Source organism: Proteiniphilum sp. UBA5384, from assembly GCF_002410825.1.
In the GTDB taxonomy this organism is placed as follows: Bacteria; Bacteroidota; Bacteroidia; order Bacteroidales; family Dysgonomonadaceae; genus Proteiniphilum.
This window is the reverse complement of record NZ_DHOS01000006.1, coordinates 1-23218: the sequence shown is the minus strand read 5'-3', so window position 1 is coordinate 23218 and position 23218 is coordinate 1. Positions and strand designations below refer to the sequence as shown.

Annotated in this window: 19 protein-coding genes and 3 pseudogenes; 9 read left to right on the top strand and 13 right to left on the bottom strand. The window is 42.0% G+C overall.

The annotated features are described in order from the left end of the window. The 10 genes and pseudogenes from B4G81_RS02540 to B4G81_RS02495 form a co-directional block, all read right to left on the bottom strand. Positions 1–327: pseudogene (locus tag B4G81_RS02540) on the bottom strand (glycine dehydrogenase (aminomethyl-transferring)); the annotation flags it as partial. 38 nt (positions 328–365) lie between these two features. Beyond that, on the bottom strand, positions 366–1013 hold the full coding sequence (locus B4G81_RS02535; RefSeq protein ID WP_294079740.1) for an MBL fold metallo-hydrolase: 648 nt from the start codon (positions 1011–1013) through the stop codon (positions 366–368). Positions 1014–1056: 43 nt separating this feature from the next. After that, positions 1057–1683, bottom strand: coding sequence for a 16S rRNA (guanine(527)-N(7))-methyltransferase RsmG (gene rsmG / locus B4G81_RS02530; protein WP_294079738.1), 627 nt, complete (start codon positions 1681–1683; stop codon positions 1057–1059). Next, a complete protein-coding gene (locus B4G81_RS02525; RefSeq protein ID WP_294079736.1) occupies positions 1683–2582 on the bottom strand; it encodes an RsiV family protein in 900 nt (299 codons plus the stop codon). Before B4G81_RS02525 ends, rsmG begins: the two co-directional genes overlap by 1 nt. Positions 2583–2738: 156 nt before the next feature. After that, positions 2739–3893 carry a cytochrome d ubiquinol oxidase subunit II gene (gene cydB, locus B4G81_RS02520; RefSeq protein WP_294079734.1) on the bottom strand — a complete coding sequence of 385 codons (1155 nt, stop codon included), beginning with the start codon at positions 3891–3893 and terminating at the stop codon, positions 2739–2741. Between the two features lie 39 nt (positions 3894–3932). Further along, positions 3933–5537 carry a cytochrome ubiquinol oxidase subunit I gene (locus B4G81_RS02515; protein WP_294079732.1) on the bottom strand — a complete coding sequence of 535 codons (1605 nt, stop codon included), beginning with the start codon at positions 5535–5537 and terminating at the stop codon, positions 3933–3935. 129 nt (positions 5538–5666) lie between these two features. Next, positions 5667–5975, bottom strand: coding sequence for a DUF3467 domain-containing protein (locus B4G81_RS02510; RefSeq protein ID WP_294079730.1), 309 nt, complete (start codon positions 5973–5975; stop codon positions 5667–5669). Between the two features lie 181 nt (positions 5976–6156). Continuing rightward, a complete protein-coding gene (locus B4G81_RS02505; protein ID WP_294079728.1) occupies positions 6157–7563 on the bottom strand; it encodes an NAD(P)(+) transhydrogenase (Re/Si-specific) subunit beta in 1407 nt (468 codons plus the stop codon). Beyond that, the gene (locus B4G81_RS02500) at positions 7560–7871 is read right to left on the bottom strand and encodes an NAD(P) transhydrogenase subunit alpha (protein WP_294079726.1); all 312 of its coding nucleotides are present in this window, start codon (positions 7869–7871) and stop codon (positions 7560–7562) included. Before B4G81_RS02500 ends, B4G81_RS02505 begins: the two co-directional genes overlap by 4 nt. Positions 7872–7886: 15 nt before the next feature. Further along, positions 7887–9044 (bottom strand): NAD(P) transhydrogenase subunit alpha, encoded by a 1158-nt coding sequence (locus B4G81_RS02495; RefSeq protein ID WP_294079856.1) that lies wholly within the window; start codon positions 9042–9044, stop codon positions 7887–7889. A gap of 297 nt (positions 9045–9341) precedes the next feature. On the opposite strand from B4G81_RS02495, the gene B4G81_RS02490 reads away from it, so the two are divergent. Then, positions 9342–10334 (top strand): class II fructose-bisphosphate aldolase, encoded by a 993-nt coding sequence (locus tag B4G81_RS02490; RefSeq protein WP_294079724.1) that lies wholly within the window; start codon positions 9342–9344, stop codon positions 10332–10334. 104 nt (positions 10335–10438) lie between these two features. Here the strand turns inward: B4G81_RS02490 and B4G81_RS02485 are convergent, their stop codons facing one another. The 3 genes from B4G81_RS02485 to prmA form a co-directional block, all read right to left on the bottom strand. Beyond that, positions 10439–13123: a 4-alpha-glucanotransferase gene (locus B4G81_RS02485; RefSeq protein ID WP_294079722.1), complete on the bottom strand. Its 2685-nt coding sequence runs from the start codon at positions 13121–13123 to the stop codon at positions 10439–10441. Then, entirely contained in the window at positions 13124–14794 is a 1671-nt protein-coding gene (locus B4G81_RS02480; RefSeq protein ID WP_294079720.1) for a putative transporter, read from the bottom strand. A 68-nt stretch (positions 14795–14862) separates the two neighbouring features. Next, positions 14863–15702 carry a 50S ribosomal protein L11 methyltransferase gene (gene prmA, locus B4G81_RS02475; RefSeq protein WP_294079718.1) on the bottom strand — a complete coding sequence of 280 codons (840 nt, stop codon included), beginning with the start codon at positions 15700–15702 and terminating at the stop codon, positions 14863–14865. A 183-nt stretch (positions 15703–15885) separates the two neighbouring features. Between prmA and B4G81_RS02470 the strand changes: the two genes are divergently transcribed. The 8 genes and pseudogenes from B4G81_RS02470 to B4G81_RS02435 all read left to right on the top strand — a co-directional run bounded on the left by B4G81_RS02470 (position 15886) and on the right by B4G81_RS02435 (position 23175). Continuing rightward, a complete protein-coding gene (locus B4G81_RS02470) occupies positions 15886–16974 on the top strand; it encodes a tetratricopeptide repeat protein (RefSeq protein WP_294079716.1) in 1089 nt (362 codons plus the stop codon). Between the two features lie 55 nt (positions 16975–17029). Next, positions 17030–17575 (top strand): RNA polymerase sigma factor, encoded by a 546-nt coding sequence (locus B4G81_RS02465; RefSeq protein WP_294079715.1) that lies wholly within the window; start codon positions 17030–17032, stop codon positions 17573–17575. A 53-nt stretch (positions 17576–17628) separates the two neighbouring features. Further along, on the top strand, positions 17629–18045 hold the full coding sequence (locus B4G81_RS02460; protein ID WP_294079713.1) for a hypothetical protein: 417 nt from the start codon (positions 17629–17631) through the stop codon (positions 18043–18045). A 34-nt stretch (positions 18046–18079) separates the two neighbouring features. After that, positions 18080–18550: a hypothetical protein gene (locus tag B4G81_RS02455; protein ID WP_294079712.1), complete on the top strand. Its 471-nt coding sequence runs from the start codon at positions 18080–18082 to the stop codon at positions 18548–18550. A 362-nt stretch (positions 18551–18912) separates the two neighbouring features. Then, the gene (locus tag B4G81_RS02450; RefSeq protein WP_294079709.1) at positions 18913–20379 is read left to right on the top strand and encodes a tetratricopeptide repeat protein; all 1467 of its coding nucleotides are present in this window, start codon (positions 18913–18915) and stop codon (positions 20377–20379) included. A 130-nt stretch (positions 20380–20509) separates the two neighbouring features. Beyond that, a pseudogene (locus B4G81_RS02445) lies at positions 20510–20832 on the top strand (site-specific integrase); the annotation flags it as partial. 571 nt (positions 20833–21403) lie between these two features. Beyond that, a pseudogene (locus B4G81_RS02440) lies at positions 21404–22814 on the top strand (reverse transcriptase domain-containing protein). After that, the gene (locus B4G81_RS02435) at positions 22804–23175 is read left to right on the top strand and encodes a tyrosine-type recombinase/integrase (protein ID WP_294079707.1); all 372 of its coding nucleotides are present in this window, start codon (positions 22804–22806) and stop codon (positions 23173–23175) included. Before B4G81_RS02440 ends, B4G81_RS02435 begins: the two are co-directional and overlap by 11 nt. The last annotated feature ends 43 nt before the right edge of the window (positions 23176–23218 follow it).

Genomic DNA, 23218 nt, shown 5'->3' with positions numbered 1-23218 from the left:
AATCTCTGCCTGATAAGGAGTATAAGAAGTATACCATACCGGATTCTCAAACACATTCCGGTAAATCACGGCAGGTGTGACCGTATCATACCAGCCCATGCCTATATAGGATGTAAAGAGATTATTCTGAGAAGCGATGCGGGCAATTTCCTCAGCATACTCATGCTCCGACAGTGCCTCGGGCAAAGAGAGCGGTTTCGTCAAACGGATATCTGAAGGAATTGTCTGGTCGATCAGTTCACCCATCGAAGAAACATTGATTGCTTCGAGCATTTTCTTTTTATCGGATTCGGTTATACCGATATGCCGGTTCTTAAATTGTTCCATTTTTATCATAAAGCAAGAGAGGAATTTAATTATATTTTTTATTGTCCAACAAAAGGATTGTTCTTTTTCTCGAAGCCGATGGTAGTGGCAGGTCCATGCCCGGAATAAACAACAGTGCTGTCAGGCAGGGTAAACATCTTGGTTTCTATACTGTGTACCAACTCTTCGTAGCTTCCGCCCGGCAAGTCGGTCCTCCCTACTCCCGAATAAAAGAGCAGGTCGCCACTGAATACACAACCATCCGCTTCATGATAAAACGCCACACTGCCAGGAGAATGACCGGGGGTATGGAATACCCTCAGCGACTGATTTCCAAACGTGATGATATCGCCTTCATTCAAATAATTCACATTTGCGGGCTTAAAGTCAATATTCCCAGTTGACAACCCGAATAACTGCATCTGCCCGGGAATATCCTCCAAGAGAAAAAGATCGTCGGGATGACATTCTACCGTAAGCCCGAATTGAGAGGTAAGCATATTGATGCCAAAAATATGATCAAAATGCAGGTGAGTATTCAATAGGTGCTTTACTTTAAAACCGTAGTCAAGAAGATAACTGAGCAGGAGTTCCTTTTCATCGGGATAAAAAGGAGCGGGATCAATGACCACACATTCGTTGGTTTCGTCTGACAACACGTATGTATTTTCTCCTAACGGATTGAATTCGAATGTTTTTATATTCATACAATTATTTTATTTTTTTGTCGGTGTATGGAACTCGCAATAATCATGAACTCAGCGGTACATACACCAGCTTTTTAGTCTCAAAAAACGGCTCTGAGAAATAATCAGAGAGGGAAACAATTTCCGCTACCTGCCTGAAAGGATGTACCTCCGCCGAGAGGTCTCCTCCTTTCAGGCATATAATGCCATTAGGCAAAGCATTGATCTGTTCTCCGGAAATATTTTTATGCGTAATCCTGGCAAGTTCAGGCAATGGCATCACTGCCCGGCTCACGACAAAATGAAATTTCCTTTTCTCTTGCTCTACCCGTGAATGCACGGTTTCCACATTTTCCAATCCGATTGCTTCGGAAATTTCTTCCGCCACTTTCACCTTCTTACCAATACTATCGAGCAATACGAACTTCACCTCCGGGAAAAATATTGCAAGAGGAAGACCGGGAAAACCGCCTCCTGTGCCCACATCCAGAATAGTGGAGCCGGAAGTAAACCGGATATACCGGGCAACAGACAGTGAGTGCAATACATGATGCGGATAGAGATTTTGAATATCCTTACGGGATATCACGTTAATTCTGGCATTCCATTCCGCATATAAATCAGGCAGAGCATTAAACTGCTGTTTCTGATGCTCAGTAAGTCTCGGAAAATAAGTTTCAATACTTTTCACTACAAATTAGCTAATTTAGCAGCGATACTGTTTTCCTTTAATAAGGAAAGAATCGTTTCATATGGAATGAATATAACAGGTGCGTCCAATTGATAAGCTGAATATTCACCCTTGTTAAAAGTATAAATAATTCCTTTATCGTTTAGTAAAAAATTTTGATTGGGCATAATCTCCCTCACGCCAAAAAAACCAATATCCTCTAATTCTTCCACACTGTCCACATTGCATTGTTCCTGTAGCGCCGCCACGATAAAACGTTGCATCAACAGATCATATCCCGGATTGAAGATATCATTCTCCGTGACCGGTTTTCCTGTTCCTAGATTCAACACATAATTACGGTAGGAATCATATGAAACCGCGCCGTCCTTATTATTCGATTGCTTCACCTGGAATGAAAGGACCCCATGTCGGTTATAGACTATTGAGTCCGAAAGAGTCTCGTAATAGGAATAAAAAAAATCCTGTACATAATGTTCGCTCTCGGTAACATTCATACCGGAAATAAGACTGTTGAACTCTTTGATTTCATCCACACTTTCCCGGTATGTATTGGCATCGGCGGTATAATTTTCGATATAATCCCGCACATACGCCCCGACGGCATCGGAAGGAGACAATGTATCGTACGGCACTCCCAACACGTTCCGGATAAAAAATTTCTGCAGTCCCTCCAGATTCATCTTATTACTGGTAACAGGATAAACAAAATCTACTAAAATATTACAGTAAGGATTTGCCGTGTCCCCCTCGAGATGGTGATGGGCAACTACGCTGACCGTATCGAATTCAACGTTATTTTCACTTCTGAACATACTGCTTTTGCCCCGTTGGTTACAACAGGTGGCAAATAATAACGCAGCCACAGGCAACATGAAAACAGATATTCTACGATACATACCCATAGAGAAAGACTTTAAAAATGACCGGTACAAATTTACACATTTTATCGGGAATATCATCCCGCAATGATTTTACTTTTATAATAAATGAGGATACCGGGTATTCGTATCCTCATTTATTATACTAATAGAAATAAAAATTTCCCTCAGGAATCAGTAAGCATGCCCATCTGATTCCAGATCGTTCAAATTCAGCTTCTTTTTTTCCAACGATCTCCATGCATAAAATATATAACCAATCACAAAGGGAACAAGTAGTGATACTACTGCCATTACCGACAGTGTAAAATAGCTTGATGATGAATTTTGTAACGTAAGCGAACTCTGCAGGTCAATCGATGAGGGATAATATGCAGTATTATTATATCCTGCCACCAGCAACAGCATGGTCACCGTCACGATTGTTCCCGCACCGGCAAACCAGATTCCTTTTTTAAAGCCGGGATTAAAGACCGTATTGAAAGTTCCATACAGCACTGCTAATACCCCTAACACAAAAAATATGAGTATGACCGGCATATCGATAAAATTATGCAGGTATTTCATCTTTTCCATATATACCTGACCTGTATCAGGATTCACAGCATATCCTTCGGCCAGAAGAGTCCAGATTAGAAATATAAGGAAGAAAACCACAAAGGGTATCCCATTGTATAGTGTAAATTTGCGGGATCTCTTTTCGAGAACCTCATGATCGAGGCGATTCACAAAGAAGAGGCTCGCAAGGGTACGGGCAAGGAAAAGTACCGCCAGCCCAAGGCAGAGGTTTCTTACATTCGCCAATAATTCAAGTCCGTGGAGTGGATTCTGCCACTGACTGATGGTAAAGCCTGAAGTGCCCATTCCGGCAATATTACCTTTCCCTATTGTAAATTCGGATCCGGTAAAAAAAGAAGCTACCACTACTCCCAGCAGGAATGTACCCAATACGCCGTTCAAAAATAAAAATGCCCTATAGGTCTTTGCACCGAAAATATTACCCGGTTTGGATTGATATTCATAGGATATGGCCTGTAATACAAAACAAAACAACAGGATCATCCAGGCCCAGTAGGCACCCCCGAAACTGGTAGAATAAAAAAGGGGAAACGAAGCAAAGAAAGCCCCTCCAAAAGTAACCAATGTGGTGAAAGTATATTCCCATTTGCGTCCCAGTGCATTGATCAGCAATCTTTTCTCATCTTCTTTCTTAGAGAGGGAATTCAACATGGACTGGCCGCCCTGAACAAACATCAGGAATACCAGTAATCCGCCCAGGAGCGACATTACCAACCACCAGTATTTCTGTAGAAAATCGTAAGTTATCATTGTATTTTTCTTTTAGTCTGTTTAATTATCTTATTAGGATCAGGCTTCTTCTCCGGCAATCGGATCGGGCCCTTTCTTAATCTGTTTTACCATAATGGTCGCCTCCGCAATAAGCATCCCCGTGAATAACACCGTGAAAATGACGAATGTAGCAGCAATATTTCCGGCCGAAACAGCAGATGCGGCTATTTGTACCGGAAGAATGTCCTGGATAGTCCATGGCTGCCGCCCCACTTCGGCCACAGCCCATCCTGCCTGTCCTGCAATAAAAGGCAGAGGTATGCTCCATAATGCTATATATAACAACCATTTCGTATTATGGAGTTCTTTCTTATAAACAAAATAAAGAAGGATAGCGAAGAAAAGAATGGAGTAGAGTCCTATGATCACCATAAGGTGAAAAGAATAGAACGTAAGAGGTAGATTGGGAATCAGGTCGGTTCCGGTTTCAAGATAACCATATCCAAAATGTGCGTAATTTTCCTTCAGGATAGTCTCATGATTAGCTGCTGCTTCACTTGCGGCGGTCGCTTTATCCCTATCTCCCGCTGCTATCGCCTCCTTTTCTTCTGCCTTTGCCGTCTGATAATCGGCCAACGCCTGAATAGCCATCTCACCGCGGGCCTTTCTTTCTTCAAAAGAAAGGGCTGTGGCGCCGTCCTGAAGCGTATAACCTCCATCTATAATATCTTTGACTCCCGGCACAAATGCATTCAGGTTCCGGTATCCGAGGAAAGACAAGAGTTTGGGTATCTCCAACTTAAAAATATAAGGATTTATCTCATCGTCGTAAGCTTGCTTGGCAGGATTTAACATACCGATAGCAACCAACCCAGCGCCTTCTTTCCCTTTATAAAGACCTTCCATAGCTGCCAGTTTCATCGGTTGTTTCTGCGATACTTCGTGGGCAGAACCGTCGCCGGTAACTGCCAACATTACAAATGCCAGCAGTCCCACAATGGCGCCGACTTTCATACTTTTCAGTGCAAAATCATGATGGCGCCTTTTCAACAGGTACCAGGCGGCAACACCCGCCACTAGACCGGCTCCTATAGCCCAGCCGGAAAAAACGGCATGCAGAAATTTATTGACCGCTACCGGTGAAACTACTACCGACCAAAAATCGACCATTTCATTGCGCACTGTATCAGGATTGAATTCCATCCCCACCGGATATTGCATCCAGGCATTGGCAACCAGAATCCAGAAGGCAGATAAAGTAGCGCCAAGAAATACTAACCAGGTAGACGCCAAGTGCATTCTTTTACTTACTCTGTTCCACCCAAAAAGCATAACTGAAATAAATGTAGCTTCCAGAAAAAAAGCAACAATCCCTTCAATGGCAAGGGGAGCTCCAAAAATATCTCCTACAAACCAACTGTAATTCGACCAGTTGGTACCGAATTGAAATTCAAGGATAATGCCCGTAGCCACACCGATGACAAAATTGATACTGAAAATCTTTTGCCAGAACTTGGTCACATTTTTCCACTTTATATCTCCCGTCCTCACATACATCGTTTCCATGATGGCCATAATAAGCCCTAAACCAAGAGTGATCGGGACAAATATCCAGTGATAACCGGCCGTAAGAGCAAATTGTGCCCTCGACCAATTGACAGTAGAAATACTTAGTAAATCCATAAGTTTTGAGTATTTAGTCTTGATTAATCTGTTAATTAAGCTTCCACGTATAGCTAAATATATACATGCCCTGCATTTTTGTGATTTTTAAATTAAATAATAAGTCTTCGTCTAAAAAATACAACACATCTAAGCCTGTCCAATTCCCCCGAGAGGAGGCAGGAATCCGGGATCATTCTGGATCCTGATCGTGCCATTTTGCTGTTCAAATTTATCAATATTGTCTTTCAACGCCATCAACAACCTTTTGGCATGTTCAGGCGTAAGAATGATTCTGGATTTGACTTTTGCCTTGGGAACCCCCGGCACAATACGAATAAAATCAATAACAAACTCCGACGTGGAGTGAGATATAATTGCCAGATTGGAATAGACACCCTGTGCAATCTCATCGCTTAATTCAATTTGGATTTCGCTGTTCTTATTGAAATTTTCCATTGTCAATGACTATAAATTGGGGGTTACTTATAAATGTTTTTAATAAGGATAAACAAAGAAAAATAAATTTTTCATATTTTCAAAAAAAGGAGAGAGGAATTATCACTAATTGATAAAAAATACCCCAATTCCTCTCTCCATTCCTGTGATTTAAGCTTGATGACTCGGGACTACCCTCATTCTACATAGGATTGCCCGGTCCGATCTGGTCAATAATCCTGCCCAATGAATCTTTTGCATCCCCTATCAGTAGATGAATACCATGATTCCGTTTGTATAATGGATTATCTACACCCGCATAACCGGGATTCAAATCGTAATTACAGATAAAAACTTCCCTGGCATGATCTACGTTCAATACCGGCATTCCATATATGGGCGTGTCCTTGGCATCCCTAGCTGCAGGATTGATTACGTCATTAGCACCGATTACGATCACTATATCAGTTTCCACAAATTGATCATTGATAGCCTCCATTTCGTAGAGTTGTTCATAGGGTACATCCGCCTCCGCCAATAATACGTTCATATGGCCGGGCATACGTCCGGCTACAGGGTGAATTGCATATTTAACGTTTGTTCCATTGGCTTCCAACTTATCAGCCAACTGGCGTACTAAAAGCTGTGCCTGGGCCAACGCCATCCCGTAGCCGGGAACAATAATGGCCGTCTTGGCCGATTTCAGGATTTCGGCGTCCGTTTCTTGTGTAACTTCAGCTTTCTCTTCTGTTTCAGGTAATTCAGTGGTTGGTTTCGCTACTGACGTTTTACCAGTAAGGATATCAACCAGTTTTCGATTCATCGCGCGACACATAATCTGAGTGAGAAGCAGCCCCGAGGCGCCGACAATACCGCCTACCGATACCAACAACAGATCATTGAGCGCCATCCCGGCAATGGCACCGGCCACTCCGCTCAGCGAAATCAACAGGGAGATGGTGATGGGCATATCCGCACCACCTACCCTGATGGTAAAAGCATAACCGAAGAAGGAACTCACTACGATGCTTACGATCAGTACAACCGCAATCCAAAAAGTATTATCTATCGGAAAAGCAGAAAAAAGAATTACCCCAATCATTATCACAAGGCTTATCTTCAACAATGCTTCATGATTTTTCAGGATAACCGGCTTTTGTGGTAAGAGTTTATGGAGTTTACCGGCCGCGACCATACTTCCGGTAAAGGTGACCAGCCCTACCACTACTGCCAACATTGCAGTGAATCTTTCGAAAGCGGGATATCCTCCATCAGGGACACCAATACCAAGCAGGGACAAGATCCCCACCAGAGCCGCGGCTATTCCACCTATACCATTGAGTAATGCCACAAGTTGTGGCATCTGGATCATTTTCACCCTGACCGCTAATACACTCCCTATCAATACTCCTATTAGTATATAGAGGTAAATACTCCATACCGATACAATATTGTAATGAAGCAATGTGACAACCATCCCTGCAAAAACACTCAATGCGCTGAGCAGGTTACCGGCCACTGCGGTCTTTACTTTACTCATGAGCGAAATACCTACCAATACGGCTATCGACAGAATGACACAGATTACTATATATATGGTATTACTCATGATTTACCCGATTTTTTCTTTTTGTCAAACATCTTCAACATCCTGTGGGTTACGCCGAAGCCCCCTACTACATTCACGATGGAGCCTATCACTGCCAGTCCCCCCAGCACTTGCCCCGCAAGCCTTGCACCTGTGGCCTCAGAATCTGAAAGACCCACCACTACCAGAGCACCAAGGATGATGATGCCGGCGAGGGCATTCATTCCCGACATGAGGGGTGTATGCAGTAAACTCGGCACATTCCTGATGATCAGGTAACCGACAACAGAGGCAACTATAAAAACCAGTACCAAGATAACAGGGTTCATATTGTTCATTTTTAGTTATATCCCCATTGCTTCACGCGTACCTTCATGCACGATCTTGTCATCATGAGTTACCAGGATGGAACGAGTAATTTCATCGTTCATATCGAGCGTGATCCGACCTTCTTTCACCAGATAATTCACCAGGTGATAAACATTGTGGGCAAACATCCATGTAGAACTTGTAGGAATTAACCCGGGTATATTTTTTATTCCATTGATAGTCACATTATGCCTCACTTCCTTCTTTCCTGCCGGAGTAATTGCGCAGTTTCCTCCCTGATCGATAGAGACATCCACAATGACAGAGCCGTTCTTCATCTCCTTCACCATCTCTTCGGTAATAAGAATAGGAGCCACTTTTCCCGGAACCAGGGCGCTCAGGAAAATAATATCCATATCTTTCAATACTTTATTCAATTCTTCCCGTTCCTTCCGTATCCATTCTTCAGGAAGTTTTTTAGCGTAGCCACCCTCCCCGACAGCCATTTCTGCCGGCACTCCCGATTCTATCACTTTTGCACCAAGGCTTTTTGCTTGTTCAATGGCCGCCGGACGAATATCCATGGCATAAGTAACGGCTCCCAGCCGCTTGGCAGTAGCCAGCGCCTGCAAGCCGGCTACCCCCACGCCAATTACAAGTACATTGGCCGGCTTAAGCATCCCTACCGCGGTAAACATCTGTGGCATGAAATAAGAAAGATCGTCGGCCGCCATAATCATTCCCTTGTAACCGGCACAGGTACTCATCGATGTAAGTGCATCCATATTTTGTGCCCGTGAGATACGGGGAACCCCGTCGAGTGTGAAGCCCGTCACTCCCGCAGCAGCCAGTTTCTTCACCATTTCGTGATTTACCGGTGAAGCGGGATGAATAAAGGTGATAATATATTGTCCTTCATGCATCATATCCACTTCATGCATATTTTCATTCGCATTAAAAAGAGGCTCCTTTACCTTTAGAATCAGATTGGCCCTGGCAAACAGTTGCTTTGGATCGGCAACCAATTCAGCTCCCGCCTCCGCATATTGATTGTCATAATAATGTGAACCTTCTCCGGCACCGGTTTCTACCAATACCGCAAACCCATCTTTCACGAATTTTTTCACAGTTTCAGGGGTTGCTGCAACACGGGCTTCTCCTTGCATAATCTCCTTCGGTATTCCTAAGATCATCATAAGTAAAATTTGTAAATTGTTGTAAATAATATTAGAATAGGTGATAAAAAACTTTCATTACATTCTTCCTGACCAAATGCAATATGAGCTAATATATCGATGGCAAAAATAAGAAGAAAAAAATTGATTCGCAATTCTTTTGAAAGGATTTATGCTCACTTCTGTTTGTCTTTTTTAGGGCTGAATAATCATTTTTAATGACTCTTTCGCAGAAAAATTTCTCATATTGCAGATTATGTCGTATTTTTGTGATATTATTTCAGATTTTTCAATCCATAATAAACAATTAGAACAATGGTAAGTTATAAAGAATTGGGTTTAGTGAACTCAAGAGAGATCTTTAAGAAGGCTATAGAGGGGGGTTATGCCATTCCTGCTTTCAACTTCAACAACATGGAGCAATTGCAGGCTATCATTTCGGCATGCGTTGAAACGAAATCTCCTGTAATCCTGCAGGTATCGAGTGGTGCACGTAAATATGCCAATCAGACATTACTGCGTTACATGGCACAGGGCGCTGTGGAATATGCAAAAGAACTGGGGTATGAAATACCCATTGTACTCCACCTCGATCATGGTGACAGCTTCGAACTTTGTAAAAGTTGTATTGAATATGGTTTCTCTTCAGTGATGATCGACGGATCACATCTTCCCTATGAAGAAAATATCGCACTCACAAAACAAGTAGTAGAATATGCTCACCAGCATGATGTGACCGTAGAAGGAGAACTCGGAGTACTGGCCGGTATCGAAGATGATGTACAGGCAGAACACCATACTTATACCGAACCTGATGAAGTAGTGGATTTCGTAACCCGTACCGGCGTGGACTCGCTGGCTATATCTATCGGTACTTCTCACGGAGCTTTCAAATTCACTCCCGAGCAATGTACCCGCAATGAAAATGGTGTATTGGTACCACCACCGTTGCGTTTCGATATCCTGAAAGAAATTGAAAAGCGTATTCCGGGATTCCCCATCGTACTCCACGGCTCATCTTCTGTTCCACAGCAATATGTAAAGACCATCAACCAATATGGAGGGAAACTAAACGATTCTATCGGTATCCCCGAAGAGCAATTGCGTGAAGCAGCCAAATCGGCTGTATGCAAAATCAATATCGATTCTGACGGACGTCTGGCAATGACAGCTGCCATACGCGAAGTATTCGCCACTAAACCGGCTGAATTCGATCCCCGCAAATACCTCGGTCCGGCCCGCGACGAGTTGAAAAAACTCTATATGCATAAAACCGAAAGCGTATTGGGAAGCGCCGGAAAAGCGTAATGAGATGGAAACAACATAATTTGAAAAGAGGGTAAATCGCAGTGATTCTACCCTCTTTTTTCTCCCCTTTTTTCCCAGTTCCAGTTCCCTTGTCACCCAGTTTCTCATTCTAAAAACCTCCTCCCTGCAAGCATCGCCAATTCTCCATTGAAGTCGGTTTCTTTCAGCAGATCGTCCAGAGAGATATGCATCCTGTACCGCCAATAGTGTTCGGGGTTTGCCGGTATATTAATACGTTCACCGGCAATATCGGGATTTCGCAACTTATCATCGATCGATAGCCAATCCTGTAGCGGAATGATCACCCACATGGACGACGACCGGAGATGCTGTTCTATGATCTGCCGGCAGATATCGGTACCACACTCGGCAGGAGCGTCACCTTCTCGGTGCAACACTTCATTATAATAGCGTTGGGTAATTTCCCGGTTTTCGGTCCACCACAAACGGAGGGGTGACATGTCGTGGGTAGAGGTCGTACAAACCGACAGGTAAGGGACTCCCTGCAAATCAGTAAAAATGGTATGCGGATCTTTCGGCATCCGCTGGATCTCTAAACTCAACATCTGCAATTCATGCATCACCAACGGTACACAGTCAGGCACCATTCCCAGATCTTCACCACAAACCATCATCCTGGTGGAGGAAATAAGTACCGGCAATTTTTTCATCGCCTCTTCACGCCAGAAATCGTTATGACGATGATAATAGAATTCATCATACAGCTTGTTGAACGGTTCCTTCATGTACTCGTCCAGGTTTTGATAGGAATGGGTATATTGTGCGGTAATACGCGGATGAAAACAATGATGATCTTGCGGATCCCTTACGAAGAGTACCTCCGAACATAACAACATAAGCCCGTCGCGGATCTGCCTACTCTTGTCATCACTCTTATTTTCAAAAAGTTGCTTGATTTTTTGTTGGGTATCACAATACGGCTTCAGTTTGAATCGCTGCTTTCCGGTTGTTTCAAGATATTCTCTCTCCACCTCTCCGGTATATCCGGAAAAAATATCATCCAGAAAGTGCTCATGGATGAATGGCTGTACCATCCGCTCTTCATCAAAAGGAATTCCCGCACGATTGATCTCCTCCACCCGGAAAGGAAGCGCCGGACTGAAATGGCCAAGTGAACCCTGCACAGCATCGAGTGGTATTTCCCAAATGCGGAAGAACCCCAGGATATGATCGATCCTATAAGCATCAAAGTAGTCCGCCATCTTATGGAAACGACTCACCCACCATGCATAAGCATCTTTTTCCATCATTTGCCAGTTGTATGTAGGAAATCCCCAATTCTGGCCAAAGAAAGAGAAATCGTCAGGTGGTGCACCGCTTTGGGTATCCATATGAAACAGTCCGGGAGCAACCCATGCATCGACGCTGTTGCGGTTGATACCAATAGGGACATCTCCTTTCAGGACTATACCTTTTTTATTTGCGTACCGTTTTACGGCAGAGAATTGCTGGTGAAGCAGAAATTGAAGGAATGCCCAGTATCGCGTTTCTTCCCTTGCGACGGTATCTGAATCTACCATTTGCTTAAGTAATGTCTCGTGATAAGTGGCATATTCACCCCAGTCCCTGAAATTGGCGCACCCTTGTTTATCGCGCAAATAACAATAACATCCATAAGGGAACAGCCATGATTTATTTTTCTCCCAAAATGCGAGATACTCCTCCGAAGCGAGTACCATCTCTCCTTCTTGCATAAATAATTCCCGGCTATAATGGAATTTTAAAGACAATACTTTCTCATAATCCAGTTCCGTCAAACGATTCAGTTCCCGTGCTCTTTTGAGGAAAGCATTTTGCTTCCGTTTAGATTTTATGGGATAGTCGCTGCATCCCAAATAGATAGGATGAAGTGCAAAAGCAGATATAGCACTGTAGGGATAAGAATCACGCCAGGTTTTGGTGACGCTGGTATCATTTACCGGCAATAGCTGGATCAATTGCTGACGGGTAAGTACTGCCCAATCTACCATTTTGCGGAGATCGGCAAAATCACCCACCCCGAAACTATCATCCGTTCTTAGAGAGAAAAGCGGAATGGCTGTTCCTGTTCCTTTATAAATAAAGTTTTGATAATGGAACTGCAACGCCATCTCGACCTGAATAACATCTTCTTTCCCCGATTTATTCACTGTTAATAAGCGATTTACACCATCCTCCCAATGTATAGCTTTACCGGTAATCTTATCTACAATCACAAATTTGTACTCACTCACGGCGGGTAACGTTTCCGCATCGAGCAGTACCTGCCATTCACCATCCCCCATATAGGCAAGAGGCCTGGCCTGTGCCAGATCCCACTCACCCAAAGCTTCACAACTACCGCTAATCACCAGTATCTGGCCGGATGCGACATAAGGGCAAACTATATTCAACAGGACAGCCCGGGCGGGATACTTTAAAGGAAAAGCGCTTTTCTCATGCCGGAAAACAGTATCGGTAAAAACAGTGGAATAGAGATACGAATGAGTGGGTTTATTCTTCCAAAGGTCTTGAATGACAGTTTTTTTCTCTCTTTGGGTAATGGAAAGCTTCCGGGGATTTCCCCATTCACGGCGAACGATATCTCCCCCCTTCCTGATAAAATAATAATATGCAATGACGGTCGTCTCCTCTATATCCACATCAGCGGACCAATTATGACCGTCCCCTGTAGTAAGGATAACTGCATCCCGTTCATTGTCACCTCCCAGTTCAGAGGTTGATCCGCAAAGGCAAACCTGTTCTCCGCCGGCTGTATGATAATTGATAGTAAATACAAGATGTGTCATTTATAGGAAAATCAGAATCAACAGCTGTGCTGTAATCACCCTGAGAAACATCGTAAGCGGGTAGACGGTCGCATAGCTCACCGCAGGGATATCATTCCCCGCAGTTGTGTTGGCAAAAGATAAGGCAGGAGGATCGGTCATACTACCCGCTATCAATCCAATCAATGCGAAATAATTTAACTTGCATATCTTCCGTCCGATGATACCGATGATGAGCAGTGGTACTACAGTGATGATGACACCATAGCCAATCCATTTATAACCACCGTTCACTACCGTTTCCACAAAATCGCCTCCGACGCCGAGGCCCACACAGGCAAGGAACAAGGCAATACCTATTTCCCGCAACATCAGGTTAGCACTCATCGTGGTGTAAGTCACCAATTTATACTTGGGCCCGAATTTACTGATCAGGATAGCCACAATAAGCGGTCCCCCTGCCAATCCCAGTTTTACCGGTTGTGGAACACCGGGAATGAGGAAAGGGATACTTCCTACCAGTACTCCCAAGGCAATACCTATAAAGATAGAAATCAGGTTGGGCTCCCTAAGACGTTTCAATGAATTTCCGAGAAACCTCTCTACATTGGTAATAGATTCTTCCGATCCTACTACCGTCACCCGATCGCCCAATTGCAACTGAAGCCTCGAATCGGCGATCAGATCCACCCCGGCACGATTTACACGGGTGATATTTATGCCGAATATATTACGTAGTTTCAGGCTGCCGATGGAACGCCCGTTGATTGCCGACTTGGTAATCGATATCCTGCGGGATACCAATTGAGAATCCAACTTGTTCCATTCCGACCGGTCCATATCGATACGTTGTCCGATAAGTGCTTCAATCACATCAATATTTTTAAAGTTGGAGACGACCAATATCTTGTCATTCTCTTGGAGGAGTGTATCAGTACGAGGAACAACCAACACTCCATTTTTTACATGTAATATCCTCGATATGACAAATTCCTTATCAATCACCCGCTTTATCTCTCTTATATTTTTACCAAAAATGGAGGGATTTACTACCTGTAACGAAAACATATGCGCTTCCATCATTTTAGATGCGTCATTGTTATCTAAAGCACTGTTTTCTTTTTCAAAGTTGATCCTGAAAATATACCTGAAAAGGACAATACTCATGATGATTCCCACTACTCCCAATGGATATGCCACTGCATAAGCGGTAGCAATAGTAGGATCGGTAACTCCCGTCACATCGGTATAGGTCTGTTGTGCCGCTCCCAGTCCCGGCGTATTGGTAACCGCCCCCGACAATATTCCCACCATGGTTGCAATAGGCAATCCGGTTACAAGGTGTATAATATAAGTGATGAATACTCCCAGCAATACTACACCCGATGCCAGCATATTGAGTGTGATGCCGCCCTGCTTAAACGATGAAAAGAAACTAGGACCTACCTGCATACCAATGGAATAGATAAACAGGATTAACCCAAACTCCTTCAGGAAATGGAGTACGTTATCATCGATCTGCAGCCCTATATGCCCCAGAAATATACCGAAAAATAAGATCCAGGTCGTTCCAAGTGAAACTCCGAAGATTTTTATCCTGCCTAACAACAACCCTACTGATATTACAAGGGCAATCACCAGTATTGAGTGTGCTATACCCGTTCCGGTAACCAACTCCATCAACCACTCCATAATTTAACAACCTAAACACATTAATTTTTTGAACTTTTTGAAAAATTGGCGTAAAGTTAGTGCTTATTTTATTGAAAACAAAATGTAACAGCCACCCACTGATCTATTTCCGAAAAATGAAGGTATGTCACATCTTGTGCCTCCGCCGCAGCGCGGATAGCATTGATATCCTCCTTATAAAAACCGCTCATTATCAGCACTCCGTGCTTGTTTAATACTTTCTTATAATAAGGTATATCCCGCAAAAGGATATTACGGTTAATATTGGCGAGAATCACATCATAGGTCTCTTCACCCAACAACTCAGCCCCACCCTGTCTCAACTTTATATTATCAATATTATTTAACCGGGTGTTTTCAACCGCATTCTGGTAAGCCCATTCATCTATATCGATTGCGGTAATTGCCGAAGCTCCCTTCATAGAGGCCAGAATGGCCAGGACAGCAGTTCCACAACCCATATCGAGGAGGGATTTGTCATGCAGGTCCATCTTCAACAGTTCTCTCATCATTAATTCCGTAGTCTGATGATGTCCCGTACCGAATGCCATCTTCGGATCAATCAGTATACGGTATCTGAAATCTCCCCCGATCCGGTGAAAAGAACTATGGATACACAGTATATCATCGATCACCACAGGCTGAAAATAATGCTGTTCCCACTCTTCATTCCAATTTCGATCCTCCATCTTATGACAGGAATAAGTAATTTTGCCTTTCAATGGAAAATCGCTAAGAAGGCGGTCCACTTCAACCAAAGAGAACATCCCCCCCGGAATATAAGCGTCCACACCGGCTTCAGTCCGGATAAAAGATTCGAAGCCGATCTCTCCCAACTGGGCCGAAAGTACGTCTGTCAATATTTCCGTGTTAGGCTCACAATTGAATTGTACTTGTATATACTGCATAATTGTTATTTAATAGAAGTGACAAAGGTAATTAACTTTATGGTGATACCAAAAAATGTAAAAATCATTTTATTTCATCCACTATTTGTTTATTTGTGTTACAAAAGAGGGTTATTTTATCAACAAAAACCGGTGGTTATCTTTTTTTGTCCTATTTTTAACCGTTAAAAAAAGCGTGCAATAATGAAAAGGACTATATTATTCATTACCATATTGGCTATTTCATCGATACTGTTATTCTCTTACGGACAGAGTATCAATGCGGAAGAACTAATTCACGAAGGAGTGGAGTTGCATGATGAGGGTAAATACAAGGAAGCTATCGCAAAATATAACGAGGCATTGAAACTCGATCCCAAATCAATACAGGCCACTTATGAAATGTCATTGTCTTATCTTGCTTTGCAAGATTATCAAAATGCATCCGAATATAGTACGACTGTGATCAATTCAAATGACAAAAAACTTTCCTCCGGTGCCTATGCTGTAAAGAGTGAAGCATTGGCAGGGATGGACAAGGTGGATGACGCAATCACACTTCTTCTGGAAGGCTTGAAAAAAAACGGGGATGAATACCTGCTGCATTTCAATCTTGCGCTAAACTATTATAACAAAGGGAATATCGATGAAACGCTGGAACATGTAAAAAAAGCGATCGATCTCGACAAATCACATAGCGGGGCTTTTTTGCTGAACGCTTACGCGCTTAATGATAATGGGCTGTGGGTGCAAAGCTTATTATCGTTCCAGATGTTTCTTTTACTTGAACCAGACAGTAAACGGTCGAAAAATGCATTTGAGGAAATACTCCATATCATGCGTATCAAGACCGCCGAAGAACCCGTAAAACGGTCGTTTATCCAGCAACAAATGATAAATAAAAAAGCGGGTGTTTCGCCTCCTACCGATAAAATACCTCCTCTGACCAACGAAGCAGGACTCAATCGCAACCTTGTATATAATGCCATCAATACGACACTCAACTATATGAAAAGCACCCAACGGGGAAACGATGATTTTGTTTTGTTCAAAACCGTCAATAAAGAGATCATGAAAGTCCTGGTCAAAGAGAGTGTGGGAGACAAAGAAGGTATTTTCTGGACTTTCTACGTTCCTTTTTTCACACATATTGCAGAATCAGAATATTATGATACTTTCTGCCGCTATATCAGCGTATCTTATTTTCCCGAATCATTGGAGTGGTGGCAGCAAAATCCGGGAGAGGCTGTAGACTTCGTGATCTGGTTTGAAAAAGGAGATAACAACGAATAGTGGAAGTTCATAAAAATCTTTTACCTTTGCATCGAATTCCATATATAAAAGGGAAATGAATAACGAGGAACAACTCTTGGAAGAATTGCGTGATCCGCAGACAAGTCGTAAAGGATTTGCCAGACTTGTTTCTGAATACAGTGAAAGGCTCTACTGGCAAATACGTAAGATGGTACTTTCGCACGATGATACCAATGACATTTTACAGGATGTATTTGTAAAAGCCTGGATGAATCTGGAGAATTTCAGAGGTGAAGCCAAACTCACCACTTGGTTATACCGCATAGCCATTAATGAAAGCATCACTTTTCTCAACAAGAAGCGAAACCAGAACAATACCTCCCTGGACGAGGATGATTCATTTTTACTTAATACGTTGGAAAGCGACCCTTATTTTGATGGCGACGAAGCACAAAAACTTCTGCAAAAAGCGATTCTCACCCTTCCTGAAAAACAGCGCCTTGTCTTTCAGATGAAATACTCTGAAGAGATGAAATATGAAGATATGTCTGATATTCTTGGGACTTCAGTGGGTGCCCTCAAAGCTTCTTACCACCACGCCGTGAAAAAAATTGAAAAATTTTTAAGTGAACCCCATTAAACTTTTATTGATTTAGTAAGTCTATTCAACAGGCCAGCGCAAAAATAAGAGGTATGGAAACAAAAATTAACAAATTAAAAGAAATCGATAAGACTAAAAGTCCTTTCAAAGTTCCCGAGAATTATTTCGCGCAATTCAATGAAGAAATAATGAATCGCCTCCCGGAAAGGGAGATAGTAATTCCTGAGCCGGTCTCAATGTGGGATAAAGCAAAGCCATGGGTCTATCTGGCTGCTATGTTCATAGGCCTTTACATCACTATCAACTTCCTAGTGAAAACTCCCGATGGTGATAATCTGGTGGAGAACCATGTTGCTGTACGGAAAACATTCTCGGAATCAAACGTCTATATAGATAATTACTGGTCTACCGTACAAATAACCGAAGAGGAATTCTATCAATATCTCGAAGAGCAGTTGATGGAAGACAGCTACTTCGATTATATATATCATCAGTATTATTTAAACTAAAAGTATCATACATCATTTTAAAAAGAATTTTGTAATGAGAAGAAATGTTATTTTGCTTTTGTGCGCACTTATACTGCCCGTTCATTTCTTTATTCTCTCTTCCCAAATCTCCCAAGATAGGAAAATGAATATGGCGGATTATGAAAAAAGAAAAAAAGAATTCGTAACAAAAGAGGCGGAGCTCACCCAGGAGGAGTCAAACAAATATTTTCCTTTGAGCAATGAATTGGACCAAAAGAAATTCAGACTGCGTAGGTCTCACCGCGAAAAAGTGCAAAGTATAAAAGATAACAGCAATATCTCGGAGGAAGAGTACAGGAAAATGCTGGACGACGATGTGGAGGTAAAACTTCAGGAGGCTGCTCTCGACAAGGAATATGCGGCTAAATTCGAGAAAGTACTCTCCCCTGAGAAGCTCTACAAAGCCCAACAGGCCGAAAGGAATTTTATCCAGAAAGAAGTGGCCAACTTCAGGAATGAAGGAAAAGGGAACAGAAGGCGGTGAATCGATTAAATGGATCCCTGCCACCCATTCATAATTAAACCCCGAAAACCGGGGTTTGTCTTTTATCAGGATACACACCCACACAACATTGGCACGAATGTACAATTTGCCACGGATCGGTATTCATTCTGTACATCTGTTTGGTTCACTTGGTTGCCCATACAAAATAGATACTTTGGTTAAAAAAACAGAGAATCATATACTTTTAAAGTAAAAAATGGATGATTTAGAGGATAGAGTGTATTTAGAGTGTGCCTTTCTGACCTATTAGCCGAGGAAAATAATATTTTTGCAACATATGAAACCAAAACTATTTGCTTTTCAAAATTAGACATGTTATGTCAATTATGATATCTCCAATAATGAAAACAATCTCACTGTTTTCATTGGCCTTTTTATTGCTAGCCAGCTGTTCAAAGCATAAAACGCCGTCGGTAAAAATTAGATACGAGGTGGATAGCCTACTCGACCTCGCTCAGGATTATAGTGCTTCACTCGATGTTGAAAGCAGCCTCCAATACGCTTTTAAAGCTCTTGAATTAGCCCAATCATCAAATTTCCGTAAGGGTATAGCTGAATCATATTTTTATATTTCACAAGCACTTTTTGACACCGGGAATCATGATAAATCAATGCAGTATATTACTCTTGGAGAAGGATACGCTGATAGAAATCCCCAATTAAAATCAGAATTCATCAGCATAAGAGCTCGAATTTATTCTTATCTGGGTTTACAGGAAAAGGCTAAAGATGAGTTTTTAAAAAGTCTTACCTATACGAAACAGATAAGTCAACAATTACATAGAGATTATTTTACCGCTCTCGCCTATGAGAATCTGTCACATCTGTATATGATAATTGATTGTTTGGATTCAGCACTGTTATATACTCATAAAGAGATTGAAATATTGACCTCTATGGATGACTCTATTGCACACACAGCCCTTATTAATGCATATACTGATCTGGGAACATTCAAGGTATATGAAAATAAAATAGACTCGGCGCATCATTTCTACAATAAAGCCATTGAGCTGGCGCGTAAATACAACTATCCTTATTATCAAAGAATCTATTTCCATAAAGGAGACATGTTCTTATCTATTAATAATACAGACTCTGCATTGTACTATTATTACAAGGCATTGGCAAATCTTGATGAATTGGGTTTAAAAGCGGCATATCCCTCAAATTATGAACGTTTGAGCAAAACATTATTATTACTCAATGATACTGCTACTGCCTTGGAATTTGAGAATAAGAAATTTCTTATTGAGAAGGAACTTGACAAAAATAAGTTGGAAGCAGCCAAAAACATGATTACATTATTGATAAACCAGGAAAAAGAATTGAAGACTGAGCAAAATAAAAGATATTTTATTTCGGGAGTTGCTATTATCATCTTATTGAGCATTTTAGTTTTTATCTGGTTATTTAGCAAACGATATAAAGTAAAATCTTACCGGCAAAAGGGACAGGAAATAGAAATACAGAAAGTGATGATAAATAGATCATTAACAGAGGTGATAGAACTGGCAAAAAAAAATGATCCGGCTTTCATGCCTAAATTTCAAAAGGTTTATCCTAATTTTACAAATATACTTTTTGCGCACTATCCCAATCTATTATTAAGTGAATTACAGATGCTTGCCTTTATTTATCTTGGATTTACCAACAAAGAAATATCTGATTTTACCCACCGCTCATTCAGGACAATCGAAAATCGTAAATACCGGCTCAGAAAAAAACTGAATATCGATACAGAAATTGATATGTACTATTGGTTGAACGAGTTTTTTCAACGTTCAGCTGAAGAAAAAAACAGATAATTCCCTATTCATATACCCATAATCCCCTCGTATCCTGCACCGGGATCATTGCCCACAGAGGTAAATGGCTTTCGATGGTTTAAAGATAAAGGCCATACCGATCCCATTGCAGCCCCGGCGGTACTAACCTCAAAAGAAAGTAATCTTCTTAACATGGGCAGAACTCACAAAATTAAGAGAATATCAAATTCCTGAAACAAAAAATACCTTGATCGTGTTCGTGATGTCTTTCTTTTTCAATGTTTCACAGGACTTCAACATTCCGATGTATTGAATCTTAAAAGAAGTGATATAAAAGGCAACCATATCGAGATTATCACTGTAAAAACATCCGATAGTTTGATTATTGAATTAAACAATCATAGTAAATCAATTCTCGAAAAATACAAGGATATTCCTTTTGAGAATGACAAAGCGTTACCTGTCATTACTAACCAAAAGATGAACTCATACTGTGCGCCCGTAAAGGTTGCGTAATGAATGTCTCTTTAGCAAAAGACTAGACTAGGTTCCAAGTCTACTCCCAACCGACTTATCCAGAGGGAAAACCCAATGGGGAGTGTCGCATGTCGGTTACAGCATGGCCGCTTTAATTGCCAAAGGCGAGTGCATCGCTGGGGAGAAAGACAGACACGAGGATGAAGCCTATACTGGTTGAACGATAGTTCAGTGGGGCGTGTTGACCCTGTGACGAAAGGCAGTTGTATTGTCACACCGTAGTTCTCTCAATTGTCAGGTAGCCTTTGAGAGCATAGAACACTGCTACGGCACAACCGCGATAAGCGCAGAAACGAACGAAAGTTGCATCCGACAGTCTGTCGCGCTAATAGTCATTACGAAACTAAACGGGGATTTCCTAAGTCGGGATGCCCCCCCCAAAAAAAACAAGGGCTATGTATGAAGATACTGAATACCCGATATGGAAACGGAGCTTCCGTAGTAGTCTGAGCAGGGTAACGCCTTGTACATGGCGAAGGGAAGCAGTTGTCAGCTTAATACAAACAAAGGAAAACGTGTGAGACGTATGAGAAATCCAGCGCAAGTATTAAACGCTTTATGCGAACATAGCAAAGATTCGGGTTACCGATACGCAAGGCTTTACCGAATTCTGTTTAATGAGGAAATGTTCTTCGTTGCCTATCAACGTAAATATGCCAATCAAGGTAATATGACACCGGGTACCGACGGTAGAACCATCGACAGAATGAGCATTGACCGCATACAGAAATTGGTGGCAAGTCTGAGAGACGAATCGTATCAACCCCACCCTGCACGTCGAGTGTACATTCCAAAAAAGAATGGGAAGAAACGTCCGTTGGGCATTCCATCTTTTGAAGACAAACTCGTACAGGAAGTGGCACATATGATACTTGAAGCCATATACGAATGCATTACGATGGAAAATTGAAGAAGAAACGGATGAAACCCGAAAAATCGAACTGAAATCCAAAATAGCCGAAATGCGCAAGCAAATGCTAACCATACCAACGACAAGGAATATAGACGACACATTCAGAAGACTGAAATATGTGAGGTATGCCGATGACTTTCTTATCGGAGTGATTGGTAGCAAAGAAGAGTGCGAGAAAATAAAGGCTGATATAACGGCTTTTATGCAAGAAAAGCTCAAATTGGAAATGTCAGAGGAGAAGACTTTGATTACCAATGCACAGAAACCTGCAAAATTCCTCGGGTATGAAATCTCGACACGTCGTTCTATGGATCATAAACGCACACGGAGCGGACTACAACGCCGCCCGTGGCTGGGAACGATTGTTCTGAAAATATCTTACGAAACCGTGCTAAAACGTCTTCATGCCTACGATGCGGTGCTTATCACTCAAGTCAACAGGAAAGAAACGCTTAAGCCCTCGTCTCGTAAATACATGGTGAATAGGCAGGATGCTGATATCATGGCGCAATACAATCTTGAATTGCGCGGATTCTACAACTACTATTCCATCGCAGACAATATTGGCTATTGGGGATGGAAGTTCAATTACTTCTTGAAGTATAGCATGCTCAAAACTCTCGGGCGTAAACACAAAAGAACCGTCGGACAAATACTTGAAAAGTATAAAGACGGAACAAATGTGGTAATCCCCTACAGGGATAGTAAGGGCAACGGGAAACAAAGAGTATGGTATAATGGCGGATTCAGATGCAAACACTTCACGAACATCTATGAGGATAATCATTACGACAACATTCCAAACACCATGTATCTGCCTGCTCCAACACTTGTGGAGAGGCTCAAAGAGAGAAGGTGTGAATTATGTGGAATTACTGATGACCTTGCGATGCATCATGTAAGGAACATCAATCAGCTCAAAGCGGATACGAGATGGAACACCATGATGATTAAACGCCATCGTAAAACTCTCGCAGTCTGCCACGATTGCGATGCATTAATCCATAAAAGCTATGACAAGTAAAGTTATGTTGACAATGGAGAGCCGTATACATGGAGACATGTACGTACGGTTCGGGGGCAGGCTAGCGGAAACTTACCATCGCGAGATGGCAAAGCGCTGCTGGCCTAGCCTACTGAAAGAAATTGCTTCGTTATGCTCTATAAATAAGAAGCTTACAACGCATACATTACGCCATACATTTGGAACAATTATGCTGACCAAAGGCGTATCAATAGAAAGTGTTTCTAAAATGTTGGGACATACAAACATCACGACTACACAGATTTATGCCAAAATATTGAATGAGAAAATCTCTGTTGAGGTCAATAAAGTTCGAAACGAGTTCGATGTCTTTCAGGAATACTATAAACAAGTAAAGTAGTTTTCCCCTTTCATCTGACCACAAAAGTACATGAAAATAAGAG

Excerpts from the sequence above, each read along its gene's own strand:
- B4G81_RS02535 (WP_294079740.1), bottom strand. The coding sequence starts at position 1,013 with ATGAATATAAAAACATTCGAATTCAATCCGTTAGGAGAAAATACATAC.
- B4G81_RS02525 (WP_294079736.1), bottom strand. The coding sequence starts at position 2,582 with ATGTATCGTAGAATATCTGTTTTCATGTTGCCTGTGGCTGCGTTATTA.
- cydB (WP_294079734.1), bottom strand. The coding sequence starts at position 3,893 with ATGATAACTTACGATTTTCTACAGAAATACTGGTGGTTGGTAATGTCG.
- B4G81_RS02515 (WP_294079732.1), bottom strand. The coding sequence starts at position 5,537 with ATGGATTTACTAAGTATTTCTACTGTCAATTGGTCGAGGGCACAATTT.
- B4G81_RS02510 (WP_294079730.1), bottom strand. The coding sequence starts at position 5,975 with ATGGAAAATTTCAATAAGAACAGCGAAATCCAAATTGAATTAAGCGAT.
- B4G81_RS02505 (WP_294079728.1), bottom strand. The coding sequence starts at position 7,563 with ATGAGTAATACCATATATATAGTAATCTGTGTCATTCTGTCGATAGCC.
- B4G81_RS02500 (WP_294079726.1), bottom strand. The coding sequence starts at position 7,871 with ATGAACCCTGTTATCTTGGTACTGGTTTTTATAGTTGCCTCTGTTGTC.
- B4G81_RS02495 (WP_294079856.1), bottom strand. The coding sequence starts at position 9,044 with ATGATCTTAGGAATACCGAAGGAGATTATGCAAGGAGAAGCCCGTGTT.
- B4G81_RS02490 (WP_294079724.1), top strand. The coding sequence starts at position 9,342 with ATGGTAAGTTATAAAGAATTGGGTTTAGTGAACTCAAGAGAGATCTTT.
- B4G81_RS02485 (WP_294079722.1), bottom strand. The coding sequence starts at position 13,123 with ATGACACATCTTGTATTTACTATCAATTATCATACAGCCGGCGGAGAA.
- B4G81_RS02480 (WP_294079720.1), bottom strand. The coding sequence starts at position 14,794 with ATGGAGTGGTTGATGGAGTTGGTTACCGGAACGGGTATAGCACACTCA.
- prmA (WP_294079718.1), bottom strand. The coding sequence starts at position 15,702 with ATGCAGTATATACAAGTACAATTCAATTGTGAGCCTAACACGGAAATA.
- B4G81_RS02470 (WP_294079716.1), top strand. The coding sequence starts at position 15,886 with ATGAAAAGGACTATATTATTCATTACCATATTGGCTATTTCATCGATA.
- B4G81_RS02465 (WP_294079715.1), top strand. The coding sequence starts at position 17,030 with ATGAATAACGAGGAACAACTCTTGGAAGAATTGCGTGATCCGCAGACA.
- B4G81_RS02460 (WP_294079713.1), top strand. The coding sequence starts at position 17,629 with ATGGAAACAAAAATTAACAAATTAAAAGAAATCGATAAGACTAAAAGT.
- B4G81_RS02455 (WP_294079712.1), top strand. The coding sequence starts at position 18,080 with ATGAGAAGAAATGTTATTTTGCTTTTGTGCGCACTTATACTGCCCGTT.
- B4G81_RS02450 (WP_294079709.1), top strand. The coding sequence starts at position 18,913 with ATGAAAACAATCTCACTGTTTTCATTGGCCTTTTTATTGCTAGCCAGC.
- B4G81_RS02435 (WP_294079707.1), top strand. The coding sequence starts at position 22,804 with ATGACAAGTAAAGTTATGTTGACAATGGAGAGCCGTATACATGGAGAC.